Source organism: Subdoligranulum sp. DSM 23681, assembly GCF_057005535.1.
In genome coordinates, this window is the sequence record NZ_CM168050.1 from 914,059 (window position 1) to 939,468 (window position 25,410).

A 25,410-nucleotide genomic window follows, 5' to 3' on the forward strand; every position below is an offset into this window, starting at 1 on the left:
GGCTCACCCCTCCTCAAAGGCATGGGGCCACAGTTCCCGGCACAAGGCTTCCAGGCCGCCTTTGTCCCCCGGGGGGCACAGGCGGTCGGCGGCGGCTTTGGCCGCCTCGCTGCCGGTTTCCACCGCCACGCCCAGGCCGGCAGCCTGCAGCATGCCCACGTCATTGTCCCCGTCGCCCACAGCCACGCAGTCGGCGGCGGGCAGGCCCAGCTTTTCCAGCAGGCCGGTCAGGGCATGGCCCTTGTCCACCTCCGGCGGCAGCACATCACAGGCATCGTCCTTGTCAAACACGAACCGCAGACCCAGGTACCCGTACTTGTCCTGGAACCGCTGTGCGGCTTCCCGGTTCAGCCATGCAAAGGCGGTGAAGGGCATGTCGAGGAGGTGCCGGTCCTGGTCCATCCCGTCCTTCAGGTCGATGCCGATGGGGTGGGTCTTCCCCCACGCCCGGAACTCCTCATACCCCAGGTAGGCATAGCTGCCGTCGGTAAAGATGAACCGCAGAGGATACTCGTAATTTTCGCAGAAATCCACCAGGGCATACATCTGTTCGGGGGTCATGCGGGTATCATAAAGCAGGGTGCCTTTGGCATCCAGCACATGGGCCCCCGCCGAGCAGATCCAGTAATCCGGGTGGATGCCGCTGAGCAGGTCCTTGGGCACGCTGGCCCACCCCCGGCCGGTGGCAATGGCCACCCTGACCCCCGCCCGCTGCACCGCCTTGATGGCTTTGGCCGTGGTCCGGGGCACGCAGGTACAGCCCCGGGGGCGCAGGGTGCCGTCGATATCCAGCACAAACAAACGATAGGACATAATGGTTTCCTTCCCTTCTATCATCGGTGACCTATGTGGCTATTATACAGGAAAAGTCCCCGCAAAGTCTAGCATCCGCCCTGCGGGCATATGCTGGACAAGAGAACGGTTGAGCGGAGGGAGACACCATGCGGGACGGACTGGATTTCACCCGGGGACGGCGGAGCCGGCGGCAGCGACGTCGGCAGCTGGCGGTGCTGGGGGCGGTATTGCTGCTGACGGCGGCGGGATGGTGCCTGCGGGACCGGCTGGGCCCGGTATGGGCGGTGCTGGCCCAGGTTCCGGCCCGGGCGGACACCCTGCTGGCCGAGCATTTTGTGCCCGGGTACACCCGCCGGCTGCAGTCTTTGCGGCGGCGCAGCGCCATCCTGCACGCCGCCGTGGCCGCCGCGGCGCCGCTGGAAGCCGAAAACCAGGCCCTGCGCACCCTGCTGGAAAGTCCTGCCCGCCCCGAAACCGGCGGCTGGACACCGGTCCGGGTCATCGCCCGCCAGCCGGAAGGGACCATGACCCTGGCGGGGCAGTACGCCCCCGGTGCCCCGGTGCTGGATGAGGAGGGGCGGCTGGCCGGGGTGGTGAGCGCCGTGGACGGCACCGGCAGCCGGGTGGCCCCGGCAGGGCGGGACCGGGGGGCGGCGGCGGTGCTGGCCGGGGACTGCTGCGGCGTGCTGCTGCGCAAGGGCGGAGCCCTGCTGGTGAGCGGGCTGCCCCGGCACAGCGGCCTGGAAGCCGGCACGGCGGTGACCACCGCCGACGGACTGTGGGTGGGCACCCTGGCCGAAGCCCCCGCCGCCGACAGCACCGGTCTGACCGAGCAGGCCCCCCTACAGGACACCGGCAGCATGGCGGGGGCCGTATTCTTTCTGCCGGAGGGCGCACAAGACGGCTGATATTGCATTTTTTGCGCTTGCTGTGTATAATAGCTGGCGGAAGGCTGGGTGAGAACAATGAGCAAACGGCGCAGAACCACGCCGAGCAAAAAGAGGCTGACCGTCCTGCTGGTGTTGTGCGGGGCGGTGTTCGTGCTGTTTGCGGTGCGGCTGGCCTGGATGCAGTTCGTCATGGCCGACCACTACGCCCAGAAGGTGGCGGAAGCCAGCCAGACCAGCTACAGCGTGGCCTTGCCGGCAGCCCGGGGAGACATTGTGGACCGGAACGGAAAGATCCTGGCCCGGGATGATACGGTGTATGACCTGAACCTGTGCCTGCCCGCTCCGGAAGGCACGACCCTACAGCAGACATGGCAGATCCTGCAGGACTATCAACTGACCGACGCAAGCGGCGAGGATGTGGAAACACAGCTCGCCGCCTTTTTTTCTGCCGCCAGTGCCGGGGAGCTGACCCTGGCCGAGGGGCTGACCGGTGCCCAGGCCGCCGCCCTGTACGCCACCGGTCTGCCCCAGAGCGGGGCGGTGCGTCTGGTGGCCCGGGGTACCCGGAGCTGGCCGGACGGCACCCTGCTCCCCCATGCACTGGGGGACACCGGCCCCATCACCGCCGAACAATGGGAGGCGGAGGACTACGCCCTGCGCACCGCCGGGGTGGCCATGAACGCGGAGATCGGCCAGAGCGGGCTGGAAAAGGTATACGATGAACTGCTGCGGGGGCAGGACGGGCGCATCCGGGTATCGGCCGGGTTTGACGGCACCCGCAGCGAGACGGTGGCCCAATCCCCCGTACCCGGGGACACCCTGGTCCTGACCCTGGACAGCGGGCTGCAAAAGACGGTGCAGGCGGCCCTGCAGGACCGCATCCGGACCCTGCAGACCACCGCCGGGGCAGGGGCCGGCCGGGAGTGCAATGCCGGGGCCGCCGTGGTGGTGGATGTGCAGACCGGCGGGGTGCTGGCGGCGGCCAGCTGGCCGGGATACGACCTGAATACCTGGCGCCGCGACTATGCCGCTCTGGCGGCGGATGAGGGCGCTCCCCTGCTGGACCGGGTGTGCGCCGGACTGTATGCGCCGGGGTCGGCCTTCAAGCCGGCGGTGGCGGCCAGCGCCCTGGCGGCAGGGCTCATCACGGTGGAGGACACGGTGAACTGCACCGGCCGGTATCTGTATTACAGCGGCTACCAGCCGGGATGCCTGCAGCTGGGCCACAGCGGGCCGGTGAATCTGCTGACCGCCCTGCGGCACAGCTGCAACATCTACTTTTATGATGTGGGCCGCCGGCTGGGGGTGGATGCCTTTTCGGCCACCGCCCAGCAGCTGGGGCTGGGGGCCGACACCGGCATTGAGCTGCCCGCGGCGGCGGGGCGGCTGACCTGGACCACCGACGAAAACTACCAGGACGGTCTGGCCCTGCAGGCAGCCATCGGCCAGGGCAATACCGCCGTGACGCCCCTGCAGCTGGCAGCCTACGCGGCCGCCCTGGCCAATGACGGGCAGCGCCCCGCCCTGCATTTTGCCGACCGGGCGGTGGACACCGCCGGACGGACCGTGTGGCAGTATGAACCCCGCACCATTGCGCAGGCGCCGGGGGGCGAAGAGGTGTTTGCCCCCATCCGGGAAGGGATGATCCAGATGGCCCAGACCCTCTCCGCCCTGCGGGAGGCACCGGTGCCCCTGGCCTGCAAGACCGGAAGCCCCCAGCGCCCCGAGCGGGCCCCCGGCGGCGGATACTACACCAACTCGGTGCTCATCGGATATTTTCCCGCCCAGGCCCCCCAATATGCGGTGGCGGTGGTGCTGGAATACGGGGGCGGCGGCGCCAATGCGGCCCCCGTCATGCGGGCAGTGGCTGATGCTTTATTTGGATAAACTGCAACAAACAGAAAGCCCTTTTGTGTGCAAAAGTTAACGTCACGCCGTGGGCCAGCGGCGTATTTTGCCGTGATTGTGTGCAAAAATTCTGTCCAATTTTTATCAAAAAAACAGTTGTCGGGGGTCTTGTCTTGTGCTAGAATAATAAAGGATAACCCCATGTATAGTTAAATAGTGTACTATGCTCGGGGTAATGTCTGCTGCATCATTTCCACAAAAACCGACCGGAGGCCCGCTGACGTGAACGCACAAACCATCATGATCTGTTCCGGCAAGGGCGGTACCGGCAAAAGCACCACCTCGGTCCTGCTGGGCGCCGAACTGGCCCGACAGGGACGGCGGGTCCTGCTCATTGAGCTGGATTCCGGGCTGCGCAGCGTGGACCTGATCGCAGGGGTATACGGCAAGACCGTGTATGATATCGAGGATGTACTGTGCGGCCGCTGTCAGGGCGACAAGGCCATTGTGCCCAGTCCCATCTATCCGGGGCTTTCGGTCATCAGTGCACCCTATGAGGGCGGCGAAGTCCGTCCGGCGCCGCTGGCCGCTTTGATCCTGGCCATGCGCGGATATTTTGATTTTATCCTGTTTGATACCGCCGCCGGTATGGGCGCCCCTTTCCAGGCCGCTGCCCAGCTGGCGGAACAGGCATTGATCGTGCTTACGCCGGACCCGGTGGCGCTGCGCGACGGGCGGATTGTGGCCGACGCGCTCATTGAGGGCGGACATCCCCAGGACAATGTGCGTCTGGTCATGAACCGGGTGACCCGCCAGAGTTTCGGGCGGGGAGCGCCGGTGTTTGATCTGGACGAATGCATCGACACCGTGGGGGTGCGGCTGCTGGCCGTGATCCCTGAAAGCCGGGAACTGCAGCTGGCCGGGGCACAGGGCGAGGCCCTGCCCCAGGGCTGTGCCGCCCAGAAAGCCGGTGCCGCCATGGCGGGCCGGGTGCTGGGGCAGCGGATTCCATTGACATTTACCGGTTGAACCCATTGCGGGGTTTTTCTTTGGTCGAGAATTATATGTTGTTCATCATGCCGCTGGCATGAGGGAAGCGGGGTTTGTTATGACGATTGCATTGGTTGCACACGATGCCAAAAAGGAACTGATGGTTCAGTTCTGCATCGCGTATCGCAGCATTCTGGCGTCGCACCGGCTGATCGCCACCGGGACCACCGGGCGGCTGGTGTCCGAAGCCACCGGGCTGGATGTACAGCGCTTCATGCCGGGGGAACACGGCGGTGACCAGCAGATCGCGGCGCGCATCGCCTGCGACGAGGTGGACATGCTCCTCTTCTTCCGCGACCCCATCACCGCCAAGCCCGGTGAACCCAACGAGATGAACCTGTTGCGCCTGTGCGACGTACATAACATCCCGGTGGCCACCAACATCGCCACCGCCGAAGTGCTCATCCACGGTCTGGAACACGGCGACCTGGATTGGCGCACCATCCTGAATCCGTGATCCCCTGTATAGGAAAAATAAGAGAGTGAAAAAGCCCTCCCCGGCAACTGCATACCGGGAAGGGCTTTGTTGTTTGTCCGGGAGCCTGTTACAGGCTTTCGATCATCGTCTCCACAATGGCGGTGGCGGTGCGCACATACTCGGCAATGCTGAAATCCCGCACCACCAGCACTTCGTACCCGTCCTCGTCGGCGTTGTCGCTCATGGCACGCAGGATCACGCAGGGGACCCCGTTGCGCGCCGCGATCTGGGCCACGGCCGCCCCTTCCATCTCCACACAGTCGGGGTGGCATTTTTCTTCAATGAGACGCTTGGTCTCGGCGTCACCCACAAAGGTGTCGCCGGTGGCGATCTTGCCCGCAATGGCTTTCACGCCGCAGCGCTCACAGGCCTGCATGGCGGCGCTGACCAGGGTCTCGTCCCCGGGAAACTCCTGCAGGAAGGGGGCGCTCTGGCAGATCATATCATTCTGGGCGTCGTGGTAGACCACCGTGCGGCCCACGCACACATCCCCGATGCCGATCTTGCTGGTCATGTTGCCCGCAATGCCGGAGAAGATGATCTTTTCGGCGCCATAGCGGCCGGCCAGCACCTGGGTGGTGGCGGCAGCGTTGGCCTTGCCCATGCCGGCGCAGCAGACCACCACCTGCTTGCCCGCCAGGCTGCCGCGGTAATACTCCACCCCGGCGTAGGTCTCCTTCTGCACATCGGACAGCTTCTCACACAGCTGTGCCACTTCCTCGGGCATGGCGCCCATAATGCCGATGACCATGGTCTTTTCCCCTTTCCTCAGACGTTGAACAGGAACTCGATGATGTCCCCGTCCTGCACCACATACTCCTTGCCTTCGGTGCGCTGCTTGCCCTTGGCTTTGACGGCGGCGTAGTCGAAGTTGTCGGCGGCCAGCTCGTCGTAGCTGATGACCTGGGCGCGGATGAAGCCCCGCTCAAAGTCGGAGTGGATCTTGCCCGCAGCCTGGGGTGCCTTGGTGCCCGCCTTGATGGTCCAGGCGCGGCATTCCTTCTTGCCGTCGGTGAGGAAGCTGATGAGGCCCAGCAGCTTGTAGCTGGCCTTGATCAGGTTGTCCAGACCGGTGGCTTCAATGCCCATCTCCTGCAGGAAGGCCAGCTTCTCCTCGGGGGTGGAGTCGGCAATGTCCTCCTCGGTCTTGGCGCAGATGGGCATGGCCTGGGCACCCTCGGCCTCGGCCCGGGCCACCACCAGGGGGTAGTAGGGGTTGGCATCCAGCCCGCCCAGCAGGTCATCCTCGCCCACGTTGCAGGCGTAGATCACCGGCTTGGCGGACAGCAGGCCCAGCTCCTTGCGGGCGGCCAGCTGGGCGATGTCCTCCTCATCAAACGCAAAGGTACGGGCGGGCTGGCCGGCTTCCAGATGGGCGGCCAGGTCGGCCAGCCAGGCGGCTTCTGCGGCGGCGGCCTTGTTGCCGGTCTTGGCAGCCTTCTGCTGGCGGCCCAGACGGTTGTTGACCATTTCCAGGTCGGAGAGGATCAGTTCCAGGTCGATGGCGTCGATATCCCGGATGGGGTCCACGCTCTCCGGCTTGTTCACATCCTCCACCACATGGACGATGTTGTCATCGTCAAAGCAGCGAACCACATGCACCAGGGCGTCGCATTCCCGGATATGGCCCAGGAACTTGTTGCCCAGGCCCGCGCCGGAGGCTGCACCCTTGACCAGACCGGCGATGTCCACAAACTCCACGGTGGCAGGGGTCTTTTTGTCGGTCTTCCAGATCTCGGCCAGCTTGTCCAGACGGGGGTCCGGCACCGCCACGATGCCGGAGTTCGGCTCGATGGTGCAGAAGGGATAGTTGGCCGCCTGGGCGTTGCGGGTGGAAGTGATGGCGTTGAACAGAGTGGACTTGCCCACGTTGGGCAGGCCGACGATACCTAATTTCATATATCTCTACATCTCCTTAAAAAATGCTGTATTTACAAGGGTTTTCGCGCTTTGGCGTTTTGGTGGCTACGCCATTTTTACGCCATTTGCGCATCGACTTGTATTAAGTTATATCAACATACGCTGCTGAGTTGAAATTGCTTGACTGCCTGATCCAGCGTTTCATCGGTTACATGGACATACCGATCCATTGTGGTTTTAATGCTGGCGTGTCCCAGCAGCTTTTGCAGCACTTTCGGCTGCATTCCGCTTTCAATCGCACGGGTTGCGTAGGTATGGCGCAGCGCGTGCATACAAAAGCGGTTGATCCCCGCTTCATCGCAAAGCTTATAGAGGTGGGTATCATAGGAACTGTTTTTCGCCGGTTCCCCTGTGCGCCAGTTGATAAAGACCAGATCACGCATCACAAGCCGGGAAGTAACGCCGGTGCGCCTGTCCATATATTCCAGCGTTTGCGACAGCAGCGGGGATTCTTTTCTGCTGCTCCGGCTATCCCACACCTTTTTCAGAATGTCATACGCTTTATCCGTCAAAGGAATAGTGCGATAGCTCTGCTGAGTTTTGGGAGGACCAGCACGCCAAACTTTCTGTGCATGGCGAAACTCCAAGGTCTTGTTTACCGTAAGCGTCCGGCGCTCAAAGTCGATGGCGTCCCATGTTAAGCCAATCATTTCCCCGGTGCGCAATCCCGTTTCGAGGATGAGCGCATACTGGTTGTAATTGTGGGAGCGCCGTGCGGTTTCGAGAAATAGGCGCTGTTCCTCCCGCGTCAGATAGTGAATATCATCCACAGCGCGAACGGGCTTTGAAAACCGAACGCCATCCATGGGGTGCTTTGCAATCAGGTCGTTCATCTTCGCCGCCTTAAACATTGTCCCCATTGTGATGTATGCCTGGCGAATGGTGGAGCCTGCGTAATCCGCACCCATCTGGATGAACACCTTTTTGCAGTGCATCGGTTTTACATTGGCAATCAACATCTTCCCGATTACCGGCTGAATATTGCGGACATATCGTTCCCGGTAATTTCTGAGCGTGTTGGGTGCCAGATCCCCGACAATATTTTCAATCCAGAAATTGAACCACTCATCAACCGTCGTATCGGTAGCCACAAATACATCATCGTGCTTATCGGCGTACTTTGCGTCCTCAATCCAGTTTCGCGCCTCGGGCAGCGTCTGAAAATACTTCTCATGCCGCTTCCCGGCTCTATCAACAAATCGTGCGCTATACAATCCGTCCTTTCTTTGGTAGATACCCTTACCGCAGTCTTTTCCCTTGAGATTCTTTCCCATGGACGAGCTCCTTTCCCGCAGAGAAGAAAAGAGCATACTACTACACTATATAGTATAGCGCATGGTGCTCTTTTCCTCAAGGCTTCTCCGCGAATTTTTCAAATGCTATGTCAGATCACGAGCGCCTGACTGATGTACTGTTCAAACTCTTTGCGCTTCACCAATTTCTTGCTACCCACAAAAAGCACAAACGGGCAGTTTGGCGAACGCAGCATACTGTCAATTTTATTGATTCCGATATTGCTGTACTCGGCGGCTTCCTTTGCCGTGAGCGTCATTTTCAGGTGGATCGGTACCTTGCCGATGGAATTATCCATCTGATTGCCCCTTTCGTAGAATAGAAGTTCATCAATTTTCCTGGTTCAAAATTTTCGCCGCCCGTTTCACATTTTCCGCAGCATTGCCTTTTCGGAAATTCTCACCGTTAAACTGGATGGGAACGCAGGCCTCCAAAACCCTGTCATAGATGCGGCGCTCATCCAGATCGGCAGCTTTCTGCATCACAGAGAGTGGGATGTTGGTGGTGACGATCATCGGTTTGCCAGTCAACAAACGCTTATTGACCACATCAAACACGCGCTCCTTGCCGAAGCTGGTGTTACGCTCCGCGCCCAAGTCATCCAAAATCAGCAGCTCCGGGCGCATCAGCGTTTTCAGGTAGGCATCCCGATCCGCGCCGAAGTTGCCCTGCATCCGGTTCACCACATCGGACAGCCCGACAAACAGGACGGAAACCATTTTCTCAATCAGGGCGTTTGCAATGCAACCCGCTGCATAGGATTTTCCAGTGCCCACATTCCCGAATAGAAGCAGCCCGGTTCCCTCGCTGCGAAAAGCATCCCAGTTTTCGGAATATCTTCTCGCTTTCACGAGCTGTGGAGTCATCACTTTGGCGTTTTCAAACCGCCATCCGGCGGCGGGAATGTCCCGGAACGCCTCGGAGCGGAGCACGGCAATCCGATTTAGCCGTTCCAGCTCCCGCTGCTCTGCTTCACGCCGTGCCCGTTCCTCAGCCGCGCATTTACAGGCAATCGGATGCTTGTCCAGCCCGTTTTTACGGTACTGTTCAGGAAAATAGGCTTCCTTGGGCGTGTGGCACTTGCCGCAGTATTTCAGCCCGTCATCCGGGTTGATGTAATCCTCCGGCGCGGTGTTCAGGGTATCGGCTGCCTCAACGATTGCAGCCATGATTGGATTCACATTCACAAACATTCTCCTTCCTCATAGGGCTCTGTGTAGTCGTAATTCTTACCGGGTTTCGATTTGCTGTCCTCGTCCAGCCACTTGCGGATTGTAGCGTAATGGTTGGCGTAGTGCTTTCCGCTGGAAGCCATATAGGCCGACAACCGGTTGATGTAGTCTTCGTATTGGCCGGGATATATCGATTGCAGATCGGCCAGTTCACTGTCCAAAAGAAAAACATTCTGATACTGCCCAAAACAGCGGCGGGCGTTCTCTCTCCTGTTATTCTGACTGGAATCTGTTTTATTCTTCTCTTTCTTACTTGTGGGCAAATTTTGCCCCATACGAGGGGAAGGTTTCTGCCCATCCACCGGGCAGATATTGCCCTCTGGACGGGAAGAAAGCTGCACCTCATCGGGCAGTTGCAGGAAAATACGGTTTGCCCGGTTCCAGCCCTGCCGGACGCGGGTGATGAGGCCCGTATTTTCCAGCTCGGCCAGCGCGGCCTTGACCGTCCGTTCGCTCCGGTTCAGGTCATTCGCCATCTGCCGGATGGTATAGATCACATAGACATTCCCATCCTCCGACACCCAGCCGGATTTCTGGGAGAGTTGTGTGCGCCCCAGCAGCAGGGCATAGAGCAGTTTGGCATTGATCGAGTATTCGCCCCAAAGGATAAACCGGGGCAACGGCACGAAAGGCGGCAGCTGGGTATCGGTTTTGTAGTAGATGGTGCATCACTTCCTTTCTCCGGCACAGGGCAATTAAGGCGGGCGGCGGGATCGTTTGGAGTGGTAATGTGGGCAGACGATCACCGCAGCACGGAAACTTTGTTTGCAGTTGTAGACGCACTTGCGGCACAAGGCGTTATAGGCGATGCGTCCACGGTCATTCAGGAAGAACGCCCATTCTTCTTTTCGTTTTTTACTCATACGCGGCATAGCGGCCTCCTGTGGTTATAATTCCTTTCGCTGGGTCTCTTTGAGCAGCGACCAAATTTCGGCTTGCCGTTCTTTCAGTTCCGCAACATCCTCAGCATAGAAATGCCCGGTGCTGTTGATGCGGCGGCAAATCTGGTTGATATTGCTGGCAGCCCGGCTGACGGCTGCGGCCAGTTTCTTCTGCTGGGTGTAATCCACCTTGATGATGTAACCGTCAATCGCCATCTTGCGGAGATATGCACCCATGTTCCTGGTGCCGAGCTGCGCCATCTTGTTTTGGATGAGCCGCCGCTCCTGCTCGGTGACGCAGAACTCGATGCGGATCGGTCTTGTGCGTTCGGCCATTGGATATTCGCCTCCTCAAACTACAACGGACAATTTTTTGCAGATTGGGGGGGACACCCGAAAAAATATCCCTTCCCATATTTCAACGGACAGTTTCGAGCAAAAACTTGGTACCTGTTCAGGGAAAAATTTCTCTCCCACTTTACAACGGACAAATTTTCTGCCTTTGTCCACTCGTGTGCGAAATCTTGTTGTTCACTTTACAACGGACATTTTTTCAGCCGATTAGCGGGTATGACAGGCAAAAAATTTTGATCCGCAAATCCCCCTCACTTTACAACGGACAGTTTTTTGCTGTTTGTCCGGGACTTTTCAAAAAATCCGAAAGATCACTCCTACTTTACAACGGACAATATTTTATGGATTGGGGGGTATCTCCAAAAAAATCTTTTCACTTTACAACGGACATTTTCTCCGAGAAAAACAGGGGTCTGCCTGAAAAAAGTGAAAATAAAATGCTCCCGGCTTTGGAAAAAGCGGAAGCATCATGTTCTGCGGATATGAGATTTGAGAGAACAGCAAGCACAGCCGCTGTCCGTACACAGCGGCGAAATGAGCGTTCCGGCCTGTCGGCCAGTCTGCCCATTTGTTCTTGTTGGGAGCACCCAAACCCCTACTAATTCGCAAGAAAAATTGACTTGCATCATAATATCAACTCTGATTTTATCTCTATGTTGTCAATGCAGATGTTGACTATCATCGTGATTTTGGATATACTATTATCAGATTGTTGCTGCGAGGTGAGCGGATGGACTATATGACGGAACTGGCCGCGATTGCAAATAAAAATGGCGGCATTATCGAAACGAAAATAGCGGCGCAGCGTGGCATTTCCAAAGCGATGCTCTACAAGCTGTGCAAGGCGGAAAAGATTCACCGCATTGTCAAGGGGCAATATGTTCTCCCGGAAGATATGCAGGACGAGTTGCTGTCCATTAGCCGCCGGTCAGGAAAGATTATTTTTTCCCACGAGACGGCGCTGTTCCTTCATGGGATTTCCGACCGGACACCCTTTGAGCACACCGTAACCGCGCCCTCCGGCTGCATCCCGTCTGCGGCCATCAAAGCGGAGTGCAAGGTGTACTACATCAAACCGGAGCTGTTCGAGCTGGGCAAAACAATGCTGCAAACCCCCGCCGGAAACCCCGTTCCCTGCTACGATTTGGAGCGCACCATCTGTGATGTGATCCGCAGCCGCAACAAGATCGGGACAGAGACATTTTTATCGGCGCTGAAACAATACGCTATCAGCCCAAAGAAGGATTTGAACCGGCTGGATGAGTACGCCCGTCAGATGCGGGTGTCGGGCGTCCTGCGCCAATATTTGGAGGTGCTACTGTGAGCAATGCCATGAGCCTGAAAGCGAAAATCCGCAACATCGCCAAGCAGAAAAATATCCCGGCGCAGGTCATTTTGCAGAACTATATGTTCGAGCGCCTGCTTGTCCGCCTTGCGGCCTCTGCATACAAAGACAAGTTTGTGCTGAAAGGCGGGATGCTGGTGGCGGCCATCGTGGGGCTGGACAACCGGGCGACGATGGATTTGGACACAACTCTAAAAAACCTGCCCCTGACCCCGGAGGCTATCCGCAGCGCACTGGAACAGGTGTCCGCCGTGCCCTTTGATGACGGCGTGGCCTTTGAGGTGGGGAAAATCTCTCCCATCCGGGAGGATGACATCTACGGCGGCTACCGTGTGATGCTGAACGCCCATTTTGACACGCTGATTACCCCGCTGAGTATTGATGTGTCCACTGGGGACGCCATTACGCCCCACGCGGTGCAGTACCAGTTTTCTGAAATTTTCGATGATGAAAAATCCTACGAGCTGTGGGCATACAACATCGAAACCGTTATGGCGGAGAAGGTGGAAACCATTCTGCGGCGTGGCGTGTTCAATACCCGCCCCAGAGATTTTTACGATGCGTACATACTGGCGACCACGCAGAAATTTGATAAGGCCGTGTTCGCCGAAGCGTTAAACGCCACCGCAGCCCATCGCGGCACCGCCCGGCAGATTGCGGATGTGCCCGCCATTCTGCGCAACATTGAGAGTAGCCGGGAACTCAAAGCCATGTGGGAAAAGTACCGCAAGCAATTTGCCTACGCCGCCCACATTGAGTACAGCCAGATCATGGATGTACTGAAAACGCTGGTTACCTGACAGCGGCCCGGACTCGAAATTAAGGCTCCCGCACCTCAGCGCGGGTTCGATTGGACAAAGTACGGCCCTCCCGATACGGGAAAGGTCTTTTGCGACAACAGCAATAGGGAGGAACGACCCATGCCCACATTGGAATGGATTGGAAAAGAGAAGGTCATCAACCACCATCAAGAGGTGCCCTTCCGGGTGCTTGACCGGCGATACAGCTTCGATGAGAGCGGTCAGCACGCAGGGGATAACGGCAGCGAGAACATGATTATCCACGGGGACAATCTGGAAGCCCTCAAAGCACTGCTGCCCCGGTTTGAGGGGCAGGTAAAGTGCATTTACATCGATCCGCCCTACAACACCGGCAACGAGAATTGGGTGTACAACGACAATGTGAACGATCCCAAGATTAAGAAGTGGCTGGGCGAAGTGGTGGGCAAAGAGGGCGAGGACCTAACCCGCCACGATAAGTGGCTGTGCATGATGTACCCCCGGCTGAAACTGCTGCAAAAGCTGCTGGCCGAGGACGGATGTTTAATTATAAGCATTGGTCATCATGAATTGAATAATCTTGTCACTTTGTTGCGAGAGATTTTCGGATCAAAACAGATTGTTACCATCACAGTTCAGACTTCTGGAGGAAAACCATCGGGTGGTTTTAACTATGTCCATGAGTACTTGATTTTCGTTGTTCCTATGGATTTTCATGCGAATGCGCTTGATTTTTGTGGAGGCAATAATCGAACCCCATTTGAAGGGCTTACATTGAGTACTTTCGATAAAACACAGCGTCCGAATCAAACATATCCAATTTTTATAAATGACCAAGGCGTGCTTGTAGGTGTTGGAAAATCGTTACAAGACCAAATTAACGATGGAACATATACCGGAGAAAAGGCTGATTTTCCCTATGACTATTCTGTTGCCCCGCAGGGGACTGTCGCTGTATGGCCTGTAACCGCAAAGGGGAAACAATGTGTTTGGCGGCAAATACCGGAACGCTTGCAAAGCGACTGGAAAAAGGGATATATAAAAATTTCAAAAAACAAGAGTGGAAACAACCAGAACGAATTTAGCGTTCAGTACTTGCCGAGCGGTGTTATCAAAAAGATAACAAGTGGTGAACTGGAGGTTTTAGGTCACGAAGAAGGTGTTCCTACACTGCTTTTTGGAGATAATCAGACGGTAGGCGGGCAGGTACCTACTATATGGGCAGAAAAGTCCTTTTTTACTGTTAATGGCACACAGACACTCAAAGAAATTTTCCCGGAATCTCCCAAAAAATTTGATTATCCAAAGTCGGTTTCATTGATTGAAAGCGTCATTCAAGCTATAACGAAAGATACTGACATTGTGCTCGACTCCTTCGCTGGTTCCGGCACCACTGCCCACGCCGTCCTCAACATGAACAAGGCCGACGGCGGACACCGCAAATTCATCCTGGTGGAAATGATGGACTACGCCGAAAGCATCACCGCCGAGCGCGTGCGCCGGGTCATCCGTGGCTACGGCGAGGGCAAGAACGCGGTGGATGGCACCGGCGGCAGTTTCAGCTACTACGAGCTGGGCGAGCCGCTGCTCATCGGCGAAAACCTGAACGAAGCCGTAGAGCCAGAAAAAATCCGGGAGTACATCTGGTTCATGGAGACCAAGACGCCCTACACGCCCGCCGCCGGGGACACCCCCTATTACCTCGGCCAGCACAACGACACCGGCTATTACTTCTACTACGAGCCGCAGCGGATCACGGTGTTGGACTATGATTTCTTGGCTACCGTCACCGAAAAAGCAGGCGGCACCGTGATTTACGCCGACCGCTGCTCCATCGATGACAGCAAACTGTCGCAGATGGGGATTGTTTTCAAGAAAATTCCCCGCGACATCAGCCGCTTGTAAGGAGGCGACATACATGGAACTGAAAACCTATCAGCGGCAGGTCATCGCCGATTTGAACCGCTATTTGGAATTGCTGGGCGAAACCAAGGATTATATCGCCTCCTTCCGCCTCTTTTGGCAGGAGAAGGGCGCGCCCACGCTGGGCATCTATCAGGATGTGCTGCCCGGCGTTCCCAATCTCTGCTTCAAGGTGCCCACCGGCGGCGGGAAAACCTTTCTTGCCTGCAACGCCGTCCGGCCTGTGTTTGACGCGCTGCCGTTCACCAAGACAAAAGCGGTGGTGTGGCTGGTGCCGTCCGATGCAATTTTGACGCAGACGGTCAAAGCCCTGAAAGACCCGCGCCACCCCTACCGCCAGAAAATTGATGTGGATTTCGGTGGGCGGGTGGAAGTCTATACCAAGCAGGAGCTTTTGAACGGCCAAAACTTCAACCCCACCGCTGTCACCGAACAGCTCTCCATTATGGTGCTGTCCTATGATTCCTTCCGCGGTCGTGGCAAGGAGGGCTTGAAAGCCTATCAGGAGAACAGCAACCTTGCCGCCTTTGCCAAGGTGCTGGGTACGCCGGAAAATCCCATCGAGAAAGCGGACGAGACGGCGCTGTTTCAGGTCATCAATCAGCTCAACCCTTTGGTGATTGTGGACGAGAGCCATCACGCCCGCTCAGAACTGAGTATTGAGATGCTCGCCAATTTTAACCCCTGCTTTGTGCTGGATTTGACCGCTACCCCCAAGAAGCGCAGCAACATCATCTCCTATGTGGACGCGGTGCAGCTCAAGGCGGAGCACATGGTCAAGCTGCCGGTGATCGTTTACAACCGGGGCAGTCAGGCCGAAGTGCTGATGGACACGGTCGACCTGCGGGACAGGCTGGAAGAAATCGCTGCGGCAGAATATCAGAACGGTGGAAAATACATCCGCCCCATCGCCCTGCTCCAGGCCCAGCCGAAGGGCAAGGAGGATGCGACCACTTTTGAAAAACTGCGGGCGGAGTTGATAAATGCCGGGATCCCCGCCGGATATATCGCCATCCGCACCGCCGATGTGAATGAGCTGAAAAATGTGGACTTGTTGTCCCCGGACTGTCCGGTGCGGTACATCATCACGGTAAACGCGCTGAAAGAGGGCTGGGACTGTCCCTTTGCCTATATTCTGGCTTCCCTTGCCAACAAAACCAGTCAGGTGGATGTGGAGCAGATTTTAGGGCGTATTTTGCGCCTGCCCTATACTGTGGAGCACAGGGCAAAGGCCCTGAATATGTCCTATGTGCTGACTTCCTCCAACGATTTCAACGATACAGTGCAGCAGATCATCCGAGGACTGAACAGCGCCGGATTCAGCGACAGGGATTGCCGCCTTGCCGAACCGGTAGAACCGGCCAAACCCGCGCCCGTACCGGAGCAGCTTCCGATCATCGAACCAGAAGCCCCGCAGGAGGATTTTGCTGGGCTGGACGGGAAATCCATCGGGGCAGAGCTGCAACGGCGCAGAGAGAGCGAAAATTCGCCGGAATCCGCCCCGAAAGCGGACAGTATGCTTGCTGAGGCCCAGCAGGCTGGAGACGCATACAATCAGGCGGTACAAGGCGCGGACAACGACCCGTTTGCCGCCGCTCTGCCATGGGAGGTGCGGGACAAAGTGAACACATTCCATATCATCCATCAATATCAGGAGAGTGTAGACGGGCTGCTGATCCCACAGTTCTTTCAAGTGATTCCGCAATCCCTGTTTACCGATGGGGACAAGGTGCTGTTGAGCAAGGAACAGCTTGCAGACGGTTTCACCCTGAAAGGCAAGGCATACGACATTGATTTTGCCGCAGCGGACGATGAGATCGTCAAGGTCGATGTGGAGACTGGCCGCAGTGTGCCGAGGGCTTACCAGATGGAAGCTGCCGACCAGCGGTATTTCAAGGAGTATTTCAGCAGTTTACCCCCGGAAAGCCGCGTGCGCCAGTGCAAGGACATGATGATTCACCAGTTGGACAAGCTGAACATGGTGGATGGCAGCGATTTGCGCGCCTATGTCAATCTCATTGTGGACGGGATGGATCGGGAACAGCTTGCCGCGATGGAAAAAGCCCCGCTGGGCTTTGCCGCAAAAATCCGAGCTAAAATCGAGACTCTGCTGGATCAGCACTATAAGGAGACTTTCTTTACATGGCTTGACCGGGGCAAAATCGTGTGCGAATCGTCTTACCGTCTGCCATCGGCAATCCATCCTACAAACAGTACGGCGATTTACGGAAGGTCACTCTATGAAGCCGAGGAGGACATGAACGCGCTGGAACAGGATTTGGTGAAGCGGCTGACGGCCATTCCCAATGTGCTGTGGTGGCACCGGAATATTGCCCGGCATGGCTTTGCCATCAACGGCTACTTTAACCACTATCCGGACATTATGATTATGACCAAGAGCGGTAAGATCATCCTCGCCGAAACCAAGGGCGAACACCTGAAAAACGATGACAGTCAGGAGAAAATCGAGCTAGGTGCGGCTTGGCGGAATGCTGCTGGGAACCAGTACCGCTATTACATGGTGTTCCGGAACGAGGAAAATCTGCCACACGGAGCGGTGAGCATGGGGCAATTTGTGGAGACGGTCAAGGCATTGTAAATTTCTCTGATATTATTGCTTGGGAGAGTGATAGTTTTGAAATTTTGCAACTTCCTTTTGCGTGTTGATGGAATACGCGAAGCATCTATAGACGATTTTAAGTCGGTTATAGAAAAAGGACTTCGTACATACAGACCAGAACACCAGAAATACCTGTATTCCATTGAGATGGAGATCATTGATGATCGCTTTTTCTGGATGTCCTGTGATTATGACGATGCTGTTAAATTTCGGGATTATGTAATCAACAGAGAAACGGGTGAAAAAGAGCCCAACCCCCGCTCCAAAGCGCAGATTGAGCCTAAGCAACAATTTTTTGCTTGTTATGATTGTTCCGAGCATTTTCTGTATTTGAATGATCTAAATCGCCGCTCGTTCCTTTCGCAGTATTTGAGTGATACCCTTCAAAAAGAATTCCAGATAAACAATGTGTACAGTTCTGTAGACGATTTTTGCAATCGGATAAAAACAATTCGTGGCTTCAAATACACGCAAGTTGATAACCTGTTTGGAAGAAGTAGCGATTTATTTGCGCGGGTTGGAAATATATGGGGGCAAGATTTGCCAAGCAAAATTCAACTCAAAATGGCGTATAATGATATTCCAGTACATGGCGGCGGGAGACAACTTGTAGATATTTTTAGCCGCCATAGATGCGAGTTTGAAGATGTTATCATAATCGGCTGCGATGATGCGGGCGTAGAGCAAACTTTTGACTTTTCTTCTTTGCTAAAACATATCACGGTTCAGCCAACTAAAGACGAAAATGAGCATTTTGATCCATGTGAAGTCAGAGAACTTCTATTGCAGAAATTGAGGTGATGGCTTATGTATAAACGCCATAAGCGCCAACTTTCAATTTGTGTAATGGCAACAACGGCTATGGCGTTTATGTTTGATTGGGATTTTACTCCAATAGCAGAAATTGCCGTTACAGTAGCTTCAATTGCAATGGGGGTATATATTGCAGCAGTCTCTGCTTTGTTGGGAAGCCAATATTCAAAAGATTTGAAAAGTACGACCGACAGAGAACTACCAAGCAAGACATTGTTGGGCGTTTTAGCTGACTATTTCAGATGTGCAGGGTTTTCATGTATTCTGCTAATTCTAACAAGCTGTCTATTCCTGATTCCATCTAACATTATATTTCCTCCTATTTTCTTAAAAGTTGGCAGTTCTTTATCATACGGGCTCTTTTCGTCAAACATCTTTCTTCTTTGGCTCATCCTCGTTTTTCTGGTGAATTCGCTTGGGAAGTCAGTGAAATAACCCTTATACTGAATATTGCGATATTTTGAGGCAGCAGGAGCGTTTCTGCTGCCTTTTTCTTATGGTGACTACCCTACCGAGATTCGTCCCGGTGGGCTTGTCATAAATAAACGTACAGGGAGGCGATACAGGTGAAAAGACAAATTCGCGCAAAGGAGGTGGCATACCCATGCAGCACTGGAAAAAGGCTGTAAACTTGATGGAGGCAGGATATGGCGAAGCCGCTTGATCCGAAGAAGATAGAATCGGCCCGTCAGTATAGCAGCCGTGCCGAGCGCAGGGAGCAGCGGCGGAAGCTCATGCAGGACGAGATTGCGGAAAATCAGCGCAGCAACGGCGTTATTGTGATTCCGCCCAAGAAGTTGCAGGAAGTGCAGCAAGAGCGCCCCAAGCTGCGTGTTGCGGCGTACTGCCGCGTCAGCACACAGGAAGAAGAACAGGTTGGCAGTTTTGATATGCAGGTCCGGCATTTTACCCAGCGGATTGAAGGCAATCCTGATTGGGAACTGGTGGAAATCTATCAGGACGAGGGCATCAGTGCTACAACCGTCAAAAAGCGCCTTGGCTTTCAAAAAATGATTGCCGATGCAGTAGACGGGAAAATTGATCTGATCCTTACCAAGAGCATCAGCCGTTTTGGCCGGAATATTGTGGATATACTGGATAACCTGAATGTTCTTTCTGCTCTGAACCCTCCTGTTTCGGTGGAATTTGAGACGGAGCACATCACCTACACGGGCGATGGAAAAAACAATCTGCTGATCGTACTTCTGTCCGCACTTGCCGAAATGGAATCCCAGCAAAAAAGCGAGGCCATCAAAGCGGGGATTCGTTGGCGAATGGCCGAGGGAATTTACAAATTCTCTGTACAGAATACGCTGGGCTTCTACCGCGACCACTTTGGCCGGTTGGTCATTGAACCGACTGAGGCGAGGATTGTTGAGTATATCTACGAGAGCTATTTGGAAGGGGGAACGCTGTCAGAGATTGCGGCTGCACTGACCGAACAGAGGATTAAATCCCCTATGGGCAACGACAGCTGGTCTGCCGGTACCGTCCGCAGCATCCTCCGAAACGAAAAATACTGTGGTGATGCCTTGATGCAGAAAACCTATACCAAGGATTTCCGCACCCACAAGTCTGTGAAAAATACAGACCTGAATATGTACTTCAAGGAAAATCACCATACAGCAATTATCAAAAAAGAGGACTGGCTGAAAGTGCAAAAGCTGCTGTCTGAGCGGCACACTTCACCCCATAAGGCGAAACTGCGTTTCCTGAGCAATCGATTTGTCGCTCACCGCGTCAAAGATGGCCTGTTCAAAGGGTATTTGATTCTTGATTCCCGGTGGTCTCCTGCTGAACGGCAGGAATTTATGAAAATTGTCGATGACACACAGGATAACACGAAATGAAAGGATTTTTACAATGAATTTTGATTTTTCTTCTCTGAATTTTGAAACGATTGACTCCAACATCAACGCTTACCCGGATATGTACCTCAACCAGAGCGGTGTCACCTTCAGCAAGAAGGTGCTGGAGGATCTGGGTTATCCCGCCTATGTGCTGTGCCTGCTGGATGCCAAGGCAAAGGTGTTTGCAATCCGTATGTGCAAGAGCAACGAGCCGAAGGGCTTTAAGTTCTCCAAGCCGAGGGGCGAACAGAAGGGCGTTGTGACGATTTCCAGCAAGAATTTGCTGGAACCGCTCCGCGCCGCCACGGGCGAGGACTGGGTTCCGGGCAAGCGGTACCGCGTTCGCGGTTTCTGGATTGCGGACGCGAAAACCATGTGTTTCGATTTGAATGAAGGCGTTCAGGAGGATTTCCGCCCGAATCCCGCCAATAGCGATGACAAGTAAACACGGAACCGTTTGACCGTATAAAAAAGATGAGCACGGCCCGTTTGTATAGGCCGTGCTCATCTTGTGCTTTCTCAAAGTAGTAGTGCTCTTTTCCATCTGCAAATTAGCCGATTTCTCTACGCCATTTTTACGCCATTTCCGCGTGGGACTGCATAGAGAAATATGAAGTTATAATTTGGTTGGTTTTGCGTAAAACCGCGCTATATCAGGCTTCAGCGGCGTTTGTGGAGTAGTATGGAGATATGGAATCCGGCGTGTGAACGCCGATACCGAGTTTCATATTACGATTCGCTCCTTTGGCGTACTGCTGCATTTTATACCAGTGTTTATTATACACATCCCGGGGCCAACAGGCAAGGGGCGGCAGGCAGCAAAAAGCGGCAGGGTCTGTTCCCTGCCGCTTCTGTGTGCTGATAAAGGGGCTTCACATCATGTCGTCGTCCCCGTCGCCCTCGTCGGTCATGAATTCCCGGCTGCTCACCCGCTTGGCCTGACGCTCCTCCTCGATCATGTTGGAGAGGGTCTCCTTCACATCGGCAGAGTGCGGGATCCAGCGGATGTCGAATTCCGGGGTGGATTTGTCCGCCGAGCAGCAGTGGATGGTGCCCAGCCCGAACAGGCGCTCCCACAAAGAGCGGTTCAGGGTCACATCCATGATGCGGTACAGGCGGATCTCCTCCTCCTTTGTGTTGAGGATGCCGCTGCGGATGAGCAGCTTTTCCTTGGTGAGGTGATAGGTGGTGAAGGTGAAGGGCAGACCGAAGATGATGCGCTTGCGGTCTTCCCATACATACGAACCGGCCATGGGCAGCACTCCTTTCCTGCAGAGGGTGGGATTTTTCTTCAGTATACCATATGCGGGGCCGCCGGGGAAGAGCGGGAAAAATCTTTGCCTGTTTCTTTGCCCAAAAAAGGGAAAATGTACGGTTTCTTCTTTATTTTTCAACATTTGCCCCGTATAATAAGAGAAATACCATCTATTGGAGGGAAATTCCGGAATGGCGAACGAAAAAATTCTCGTCGTGGACGACGACAAAAATATCTGTGAACTGCTGCGGCTGTATCTGGTCAAGGAAGGCTTTGCGGTGACGCTGGCCTACGACGGCAAGACCGCTCTGCAGGAATTTGACAAGCTGCACCCGGACATGGTGCTACTGGACGTGATGATGCCGGATATGGACGGCTGGGAAGTCTGCCGCCGCATCCGCCAGAACCACAAGACCCCCATCATCATGCTCACCGCCAAGGGCGAGACCTACGACAAGGTGCTGGGCCTGGAACTGGGCGCCGACGACTACATCGTCAAGCCCTTTGAGACCAAGGAGGTCACCGCCCGCATCAAGGCGGTGCTGCGCCGGTGCGCCGTGTCCAACGAGGAGGACAAGGGCGTGTACAGCTTTGACAACCTGCACCTGGACATGAACCGCTACGAGCTGAAGGTCAAGGGCAAGGTGGTGGACGCCCCGCCCAAGGAACTGGAACTGCTGGCCTGTCTGGCCGGACACCCCAACCGGGTGTACACCCGTGACCAGCTGCTGGACGAAGTCTGGGGCTTTGAGTATTACGGCGATTCCCGCACCATCGACGTACATGTGAAGCGTCTGCGGGAAAAGCTGGAGGGCGCTTCCGACCAGTGGTGCCTGAAGACCGTCTGGGGCGTGGGGTACAAGTTCGAGGTGAAAGAGTAAAGTGCATCGCAAAACCATCAGCCGCGAGCTGTTCACCAGCATTGCCCTGGTCCTGCTGCTGAGTCTGGCTCTGATGTGCGGCATCCAGAGTGCTTTGTCCATCGCCTACTTTTCCAACGAGCGGATGAGCGCTTTGACCAGCGTGCTGGACGGCGCCACCGCCCTGAGCCAGCGGTTTGCCGACCAGGGCAGCGACGTGACCCGGCCCATCACCGACGAGGCACTAAAGGAGAACATTGAGAGCGGATTTGAGCTCTTCCATACCTCCGCCGACGCGGTCATCTTCATCACCGACCCCACCGGCAAGGTCATCCTGCACACCGAGGCCGCCGACCTGACCGGAGCCAGCGTGCCCGCCGAGGTGCTGGACCTGCTGAACAGCGGGGTGGACTATTACAGCGAGGATACCCTGGACGGGGTGTTCAGCACCAAATACTACACCGCCGGACGGCTGATCGAAGGCCCCACCACCAACGCCTATCTGTTTGTGGCCACCTCCATGGACGCCCTGCACCAGTATGTGAGCGATCTTCTGAGCATTTTCCTCATGTCGGCGGTGGGCATCCTGATCTTTGCCAGCGCCATCTCCATCCTGTTTGCCCGCAAGATCAGCGCCCCCATCGAGCAGATCGGGGAGGCCGCCCGACAGCTGGGCAGCGGGGACTTCACCGCCCGGGCCCCGGTGGACGGGTGTGAGGAGCTGGCCGACTTTGCCACCACCTTCAACAACATGGCGGCCCGCCTGCAGACCATTGACAACGCCCGGGGCCAGTTCATGGGCAACATCGCCCACGAGCTGCGCACCCCCATGACCAGCATCAAGGGCTTCATCGACGGCATGCTGGACGGCACCATCCCCCAGGAAGAGTACAAGCATTATCTGGGCATCGTCTCCCAGGAGACCGGACGGCTGGCCCGTCTGGTGCAGAACATGCTGGACATCACCAAGCTGGAATCCGGGGAATACAAATTCCAGGCCCGCAACTGCAACATCTGGGACACCATCACCGACGTGGTGCTGTCCGACGAGAAGCGCATCGAGGACGGGCAGATCGACATCCAGGGGCTGGAACCGGCCAGGGAACCGGTCTACGCCGACCCGGATCTGATCCATCAGGTGGTGTACAATCTGGTGGACAACGCCATCAAGTTCACCCCGCCCCAGGGCATCATCCGGTTCTCGGTAAAACGGGACGGCGGCATGGTGGTGGTGGCGGTGGAGAACACCGGCGAAGGTATCTCTCCCGAAGCTTTGCCTTTTGTGTTTGAGCGTTTCTACAAGGAGGACCGCTCCCGGGGCCTGAACACCCGGGGCAGCGGCCTGGGCCTACACATCTGCAAGGTGCTCATCAACCTGTCCGGCGGCCAGATCAAGGCCGAGAGCGAGCAGGGCAAATGGTGCCGGTTCACCTTCACCCTGCCCGTAGGCCACACCGAATAAAAAGGAGGTACAGCCTCATGGTTTTTGCTGAACAGACAGTCCCTCTGCGGGACGGCAGTTCCCTGACCCTGCGCAGCGCCGGCCCCCAGGACGCCGAAGCGGTGCTGGCCTATCTGGAAGGTACCACCGCCGAAACGCCCTACCTTTTGCGGGAACCGGGGGAAAGCAGCTTTTCTCTCGGCCAGGAACAGCAGTTTCTGCAGGGGCGGCTGGATTCCCCCCGGGATCTGATGCTGCTGGGCTTTTATAAGGGCGAGCTGGCGGGCAGCTGCGCTCTGGCATCGGTGGGGCCTTTCCGGCGGCGGGTGGCCCACCGGTGCGAAGTTTCCATTGCCCTGTATCAGAAGTTCTGCGGCAAGGGCATCGGCACCGCCATGATGACCGCCCTGCTGGCGCAGGCAAAAGCTGCCGGATATGAGCAGGCGGAACTGACGGTCATGGCCGAAAACCGGCCCGCCGTGGCTCTGTATGAGCGGCTGGGCTTTGTGCGCTGCGGCACCCTGCCCCACAACATGAAATACGCCGACGGCCGTTATGCCGATGCCTACTGGATGCAGAAATCCCTGTAACAATAACAAACCGCCCCGGGAGCCGCAAGGTTCCCGGGGCGGTTTTTGTCTGGAACGGTTCAGGCGCCGGCCAGCGGAGCCAGCAGCACCGCTGCCACATAGATGAGATAGATGGCAAAGCAGAGGGCTCCCTGCCAGCGGTAGAGCCGCTTTTTCAGCAGGGCGGGCAGCAGCAGGATCAGGCCCAGAGCCAGACAGGCCGGCATGTCGTACCGGCGGAACTGGGCGCCCACCGGCAGGTGCTGGCGATAGGTCAGGCTGCACACGGGCAGCACAAAGGTCAGGCTGAGGATGGCGCTGTTCAGCATCTGCATGGGCAGGGCGGCCGGGGGATGCACCCGGCAGCGCACCGCAAATTTTTTCCACACCGAACCGAAGGGATGGTGCAAAACTTCGGCCAGCAGGGGCAGGCTGAACCCGAAGGAGATGAGGGTGGCCGCCCACAGCGCCTGGATGGTACCGGTGAGATTGGCAAACACCGTAGCGCTGTACAGCAGCGCCCAGGCCCCCACCGTGAGCAGCGCGGCCCCAAAGAGCATGCCGGCCAGATTCTTCATGCTGTTGGTCAGGCTCATGGCCGGAAAGGCCATGGTCTGCATGGCGGGCACAGCGGCGCTGCGGGGCAGGCGGCGGGGCCCCACCCCGATGGGCTGCAGGTCCTCGTCATAGGCCAGACGGTACTGGTAGAGGATGCTTTCCAGCACAAACAGGACGAACAGGGCCATGAGCAGCCCCGCCCCCGTGTGGGTGAGCACGCCGTCCCCGGCAAAGAGTTCCAGCACCAGACAGGCGGCCAGCAGGATGCCGCATTTGCGGCAGAACTCCCCCCGGTCCACCGTGACCGACCGGCGCAGCAGGCACAGGGCCAGCACCAGCCCCAGGTCGGTAACGGCCCCCGCCAGGGCCACCCCCACCGCCATGGAGGTGATGGACAGCCCCGACGCCAGAAAGGCCAGCACCAGCTGGGGCAAAGCCACGCTGAGAGACGCCACCGTGCCGGACACCACCCACATGGGCAGCCCGCACAAGGCGCAGCACCAGGTGGCGCAGCGGCCCGCCAGCCGGCTGCCCACGGCGGTGAGCACCAGCCCCACGGCGTATACCCCCAGTGTCACAAGCAGAAACATGCGGCAACGACCTTTCCGGAAAAATCAGCGGACGGAAGGCAAAAAAGTCCCCGTAACCAAAAAGCA

At 56.6% G+C, this 25,410-nt stretch carries 26 protein-coding genes; 15 read left to right on the forward strand and 11 right to left on the reverse strand.

The features are described 5' to 3' along the window. Positions 1-3: 3 nt before the first annotated feature. Positions 4-813, reverse strand: coding sequence for an HAD family hydrolase (locus AC127K_RS04340; protein ID WP_483721716.1), 810 nt, complete (start codon positions 811-813; stop codon positions 4-6). A 128-nt stretch (positions 814-941) separates the two neighbouring features. On the opposite strand from AC127K_RS04340, the gene AC127K_RS04345 reads away from it, so the two are divergent. The 4 genes from AC127K_RS04345 to mgsA all read left to right on the forward strand — a co-directional run bounded on the left by AC127K_RS04345 (position 942) and on the right by mgsA (position 5,040). Next, on the forward strand, positions 942-1,703 hold the full coding sequence (locus AC127K_RS04345) for an MreC domain-containing protein (RefSeq protein WP_483721717.1): 762 nt from the start codon (positions 942-944) through the stop codon (positions 1,701-1,703). A 57-nt stretch (positions 1,704-1,760) separates the two neighbouring features. After that, positions 1,761-3,572: a peptidoglycan D,D-transpeptidase FtsI family protein gene (locus AC127K_RS04350; protein ID WP_483721718.1), complete on the forward strand. Its 1,812-nt coding sequence runs from the start codon at positions 1,761-1,763 to the stop codon at positions 3,570-3,572. Positions 3,573-3,815: 243 nt separating this feature from the next. Beyond that, on the forward strand, positions 3,816-4,562 hold the full coding sequence (locus AC127K_RS04355; RefSeq protein WP_294541474.1) for a nucleotide-binding protein: 747 nt from the start codon (positions 3,816-3,818) through the stop codon (positions 4,560-4,562). Positions 4,563-4,641: 79 nt separating this feature from the next. Then, entirely contained in the window at positions 4,642-5,040 is a 399-nt protein-coding gene (gene mgsA, locus AC127K_RS04360) for a methylglyoxal synthase (RefSeq protein WP_294541477.1), read from the forward strand. 88 nt (positions 5,041-5,128) lie between these two features. Here the strand turns inward: mgsA and AC127K_RS04365 are convergent, their stop codons facing one another. The 8 genes from AC127K_RS04365 to AC127K_RS04400 all read right to left on the reverse strand — a co-directional run bounded on the left by AC127K_RS04365 (position 5,129) and on the right by AC127K_RS04400 (position 10,723). Next, positions 5,129-5,812: a 5'-methylthioadenosine/adenosylhomocysteine nucleosidase gene (locus AC127K_RS04365; RefSeq protein ID WP_483721719.1), complete on the reverse strand. Its 684-nt coding sequence runs from the start codon at positions 5,810-5,812 to the stop codon at positions 5,129-5,131. 17 nt (positions 5,813-5,829) lie between these two features. After that, entirely contained in the window at positions 5,830-6,960 is a 1,131-nt protein-coding gene (gene ychF, locus AC127K_RS04370; protein WP_483721720.1) for a redox-regulated ATPase YchF, read from the reverse strand. Between the two features lie 113 nt (positions 6,961-7,073). After that, positions 7,074-8,255: a tyrosine-type recombinase/integrase gene (locus AC127K_RS04375; protein WP_483721721.1), complete on the reverse strand. Its 1,182-nt coding sequence runs from the start codon at positions 8,253-8,255 to the stop codon at positions 7,074-7,076. A 110-nt stretch (positions 8,256-8,365) separates the two neighbouring features. Then, positions 8,366-8,572 carry an excisionase gene (locus AC127K_RS04380; protein WP_195560892.1) on the reverse strand — a complete coding sequence of 69 codons (207 nt, stop codon included), beginning with the start codon at positions 8,570-8,572 and terminating at the stop codon, positions 8,366-8,368. 31 nt (positions 8,573-8,603) lie between these two features. Continuing rightward, positions 8,604-9,467, reverse strand: coding sequence for an ATP-binding protein (locus AC127K_RS04385; RefSeq protein ID WP_483721722.1), 864 nt, complete (start codon positions 9,465-9,467; stop codon positions 8,604-8,606). Continuing rightward, positions 9,458-10,132 carry a replication initiator protein A gene (locus tag AC127K_RS04390; RefSeq protein ID WP_483721723.1) on the reverse strand — a complete coding sequence of 225 codons (675 nt, stop codon included), beginning with the start codon at positions 10,130-10,132 and terminating at the stop codon, positions 9,458-9,460. The genes AC127K_RS04385 and AC127K_RS04390 overlap by 10 nt, the downstream gene beginning before the upstream one ends. A gap of 69 nt (positions 10,133-10,201) precedes the next feature. Continuing rightward, entirely contained in the window at positions 10,202-10,369 is a 168-nt protein-coding gene (locus AC127K_RS04395) for a hypothetical protein (RefSeq protein WP_483722208.1), read from the reverse strand. A gap of 24 nt (positions 10,370-10,393) precedes the next feature. Further along, complete coding sequence (locus AC127K_RS04400) at positions 10,394-10,723, reverse strand: plasmid mobilization protein (RefSeq protein WP_148318942.1); 330 nt, start codon at positions 10,721-10,723, stop codon at positions 10,394-10,396. Positions 10,724-11,480: 757 nt separating this feature from the next. Here AC127K_RS04400 and AC127K_RS04405 point away from each other — a divergent pair. The 8 genes from AC127K_RS04405 to AC127K_RS04440 all read left to right on the forward strand — a co-directional run bounded on the left by AC127K_RS04405 (position 11,481) and on the right by AC127K_RS04440 (position 20,516). After that, entirely contained in the window at positions 11,481-12,065 is a 585-nt protein-coding gene (locus AC127K_RS04405) for a type IV toxin-antitoxin system AbiEi family antitoxin domain-containing protein (RefSeq protein WP_483721724.1), read from the forward strand. Then, positions 12,062-12,886, forward strand: a complete 825-nt coding sequence (locus tag AC127K_RS04410) for a nucleotidyl transferase AbiEii/AbiGii toxin family protein (RefSeq protein ID WP_483721725.1) — start codon at positions 12,062-12,064, stop codon at positions 12,884-12,886. The genes AC127K_RS04405 and AC127K_RS04410 overlap by 4 nt, the downstream gene beginning before the upstream one ends. Positions 12,887-13,006: 120 nt before the next feature. Then, positions 13,007-14,770 (forward strand): site-specific DNA-methyltransferase, encoded by a 1,764-nt coding sequence (locus AC127K_RS04415; protein ID WP_483721726.1) that lies wholly within the window; start codon positions 13,007-13,009, stop codon positions 14,768-14,770. 13 nt (positions 14,771-14,783) lie between these two features. Further along, positions 14,784-17,387, forward strand: coding sequence for a DEAD/DEAH box helicase (locus AC127K_RS04420; protein ID WP_483721728.1), 2,604 nt, complete (start codon positions 14,784-14,786; stop codon positions 17,385-17,387). 36 nt (positions 17,388-17,423) lie between these two features. Continuing rightward, entirely contained in the window at positions 17,424-18,209 is a 786-nt protein-coding gene (locus AC127K_RS04425) for a hypothetical protein (RefSeq protein ID WP_483721729.1), read from the forward strand. Positions 18,210-18,215: 6 nt separating this feature from the next. Next, entirely contained in the window at positions 18,216-18,656 is a 441-nt protein-coding gene (locus AC127K_RS04430; RefSeq protein WP_483721730.1) for a hypothetical protein, read from the forward strand. A gap of 212 nt (positions 18,657-18,868) precedes the next feature. After that, complete coding sequence (locus AC127K_RS04435; RefSeq protein ID WP_483721731.1) at positions 18,869-20,071, forward strand: recombinase family protein; 1,203 nt, start codon at positions 18,869-18,871, stop codon at positions 20,069-20,071. 13 nt (positions 20,072-20,084) lie between these two features. Beyond that, positions 20,085-20,516, forward strand: a complete 432-nt coding sequence (locus AC127K_RS04440; protein WP_483721732.1) for a hypothetical protein — start codon at positions 20,085-20,087, stop codon at positions 20,514-20,516. A gap of 427 nt (positions 20,517-20,943) precedes the next feature. Here AC127K_RS04440 and AC127K_RS04445 read toward each other — a convergent pair whose 3' ends face one another. Next, entirely contained in the window at positions 20,944-21,324 is a 381-nt protein-coding gene (locus tag AC127K_RS04445; protein WP_294542403.1) for a PH domain-containing protein, read from the reverse strand. A 193-nt stretch (positions 21,325-21,517) separates the two neighbouring features. Here AC127K_RS04445 and AC127K_RS04450 point away from each other — a divergent pair, with 193 nt between their 5' ends. From AC127K_RS04450 to AC127K_RS04460, 3 genes are read left to right on the forward strand one after another with little or no spacing between them, the layout of a single operon-like run. Next, entirely contained in the window at positions 21,518-22,207 is a 690-nt protein-coding gene (locus AC127K_RS04450) for a response regulator transcription factor (protein WP_294542404.1), read from the forward strand. 1 nt (position 22,208) lies between these two features. After that, positions 22,209-23,648 (forward strand): HAMP domain-containing sensor histidine kinase, encoded by a 1,440-nt coding sequence (locus tag AC127K_RS04455; RefSeq protein ID WP_483721734.1) that lies wholly within the window; start codon positions 22,209-22,211, stop codon positions 23,646-23,648. 17 nt (positions 23,649-23,665) lie between these two features. Beyond that, complete coding sequence (locus AC127K_RS04460) at positions 23,666-24,217, forward strand: N-acetyltransferase family protein (protein WP_483721735.1); 552 nt, start codon at positions 23,666-23,668, stop codon at positions 24,215-24,217. A gap of 59 nt (positions 24,218-24,276) precedes the next feature. Here AC127K_RS04460 and AC127K_RS04465 read toward each other — a convergent pair whose 3' ends face one another. Then, the gene (locus AC127K_RS04465; RefSeq protein WP_294542407.1) at positions 24,277-25,344 is read right to left on the reverse strand and encodes a hypothetical protein; all 1,068 of its coding nucleotides are present in this window, start codon (positions 25,342-25,344) and stop codon (positions 24,277-24,279) included. Positions 25,345-25,410: the final 66 nt, after the last annotated feature.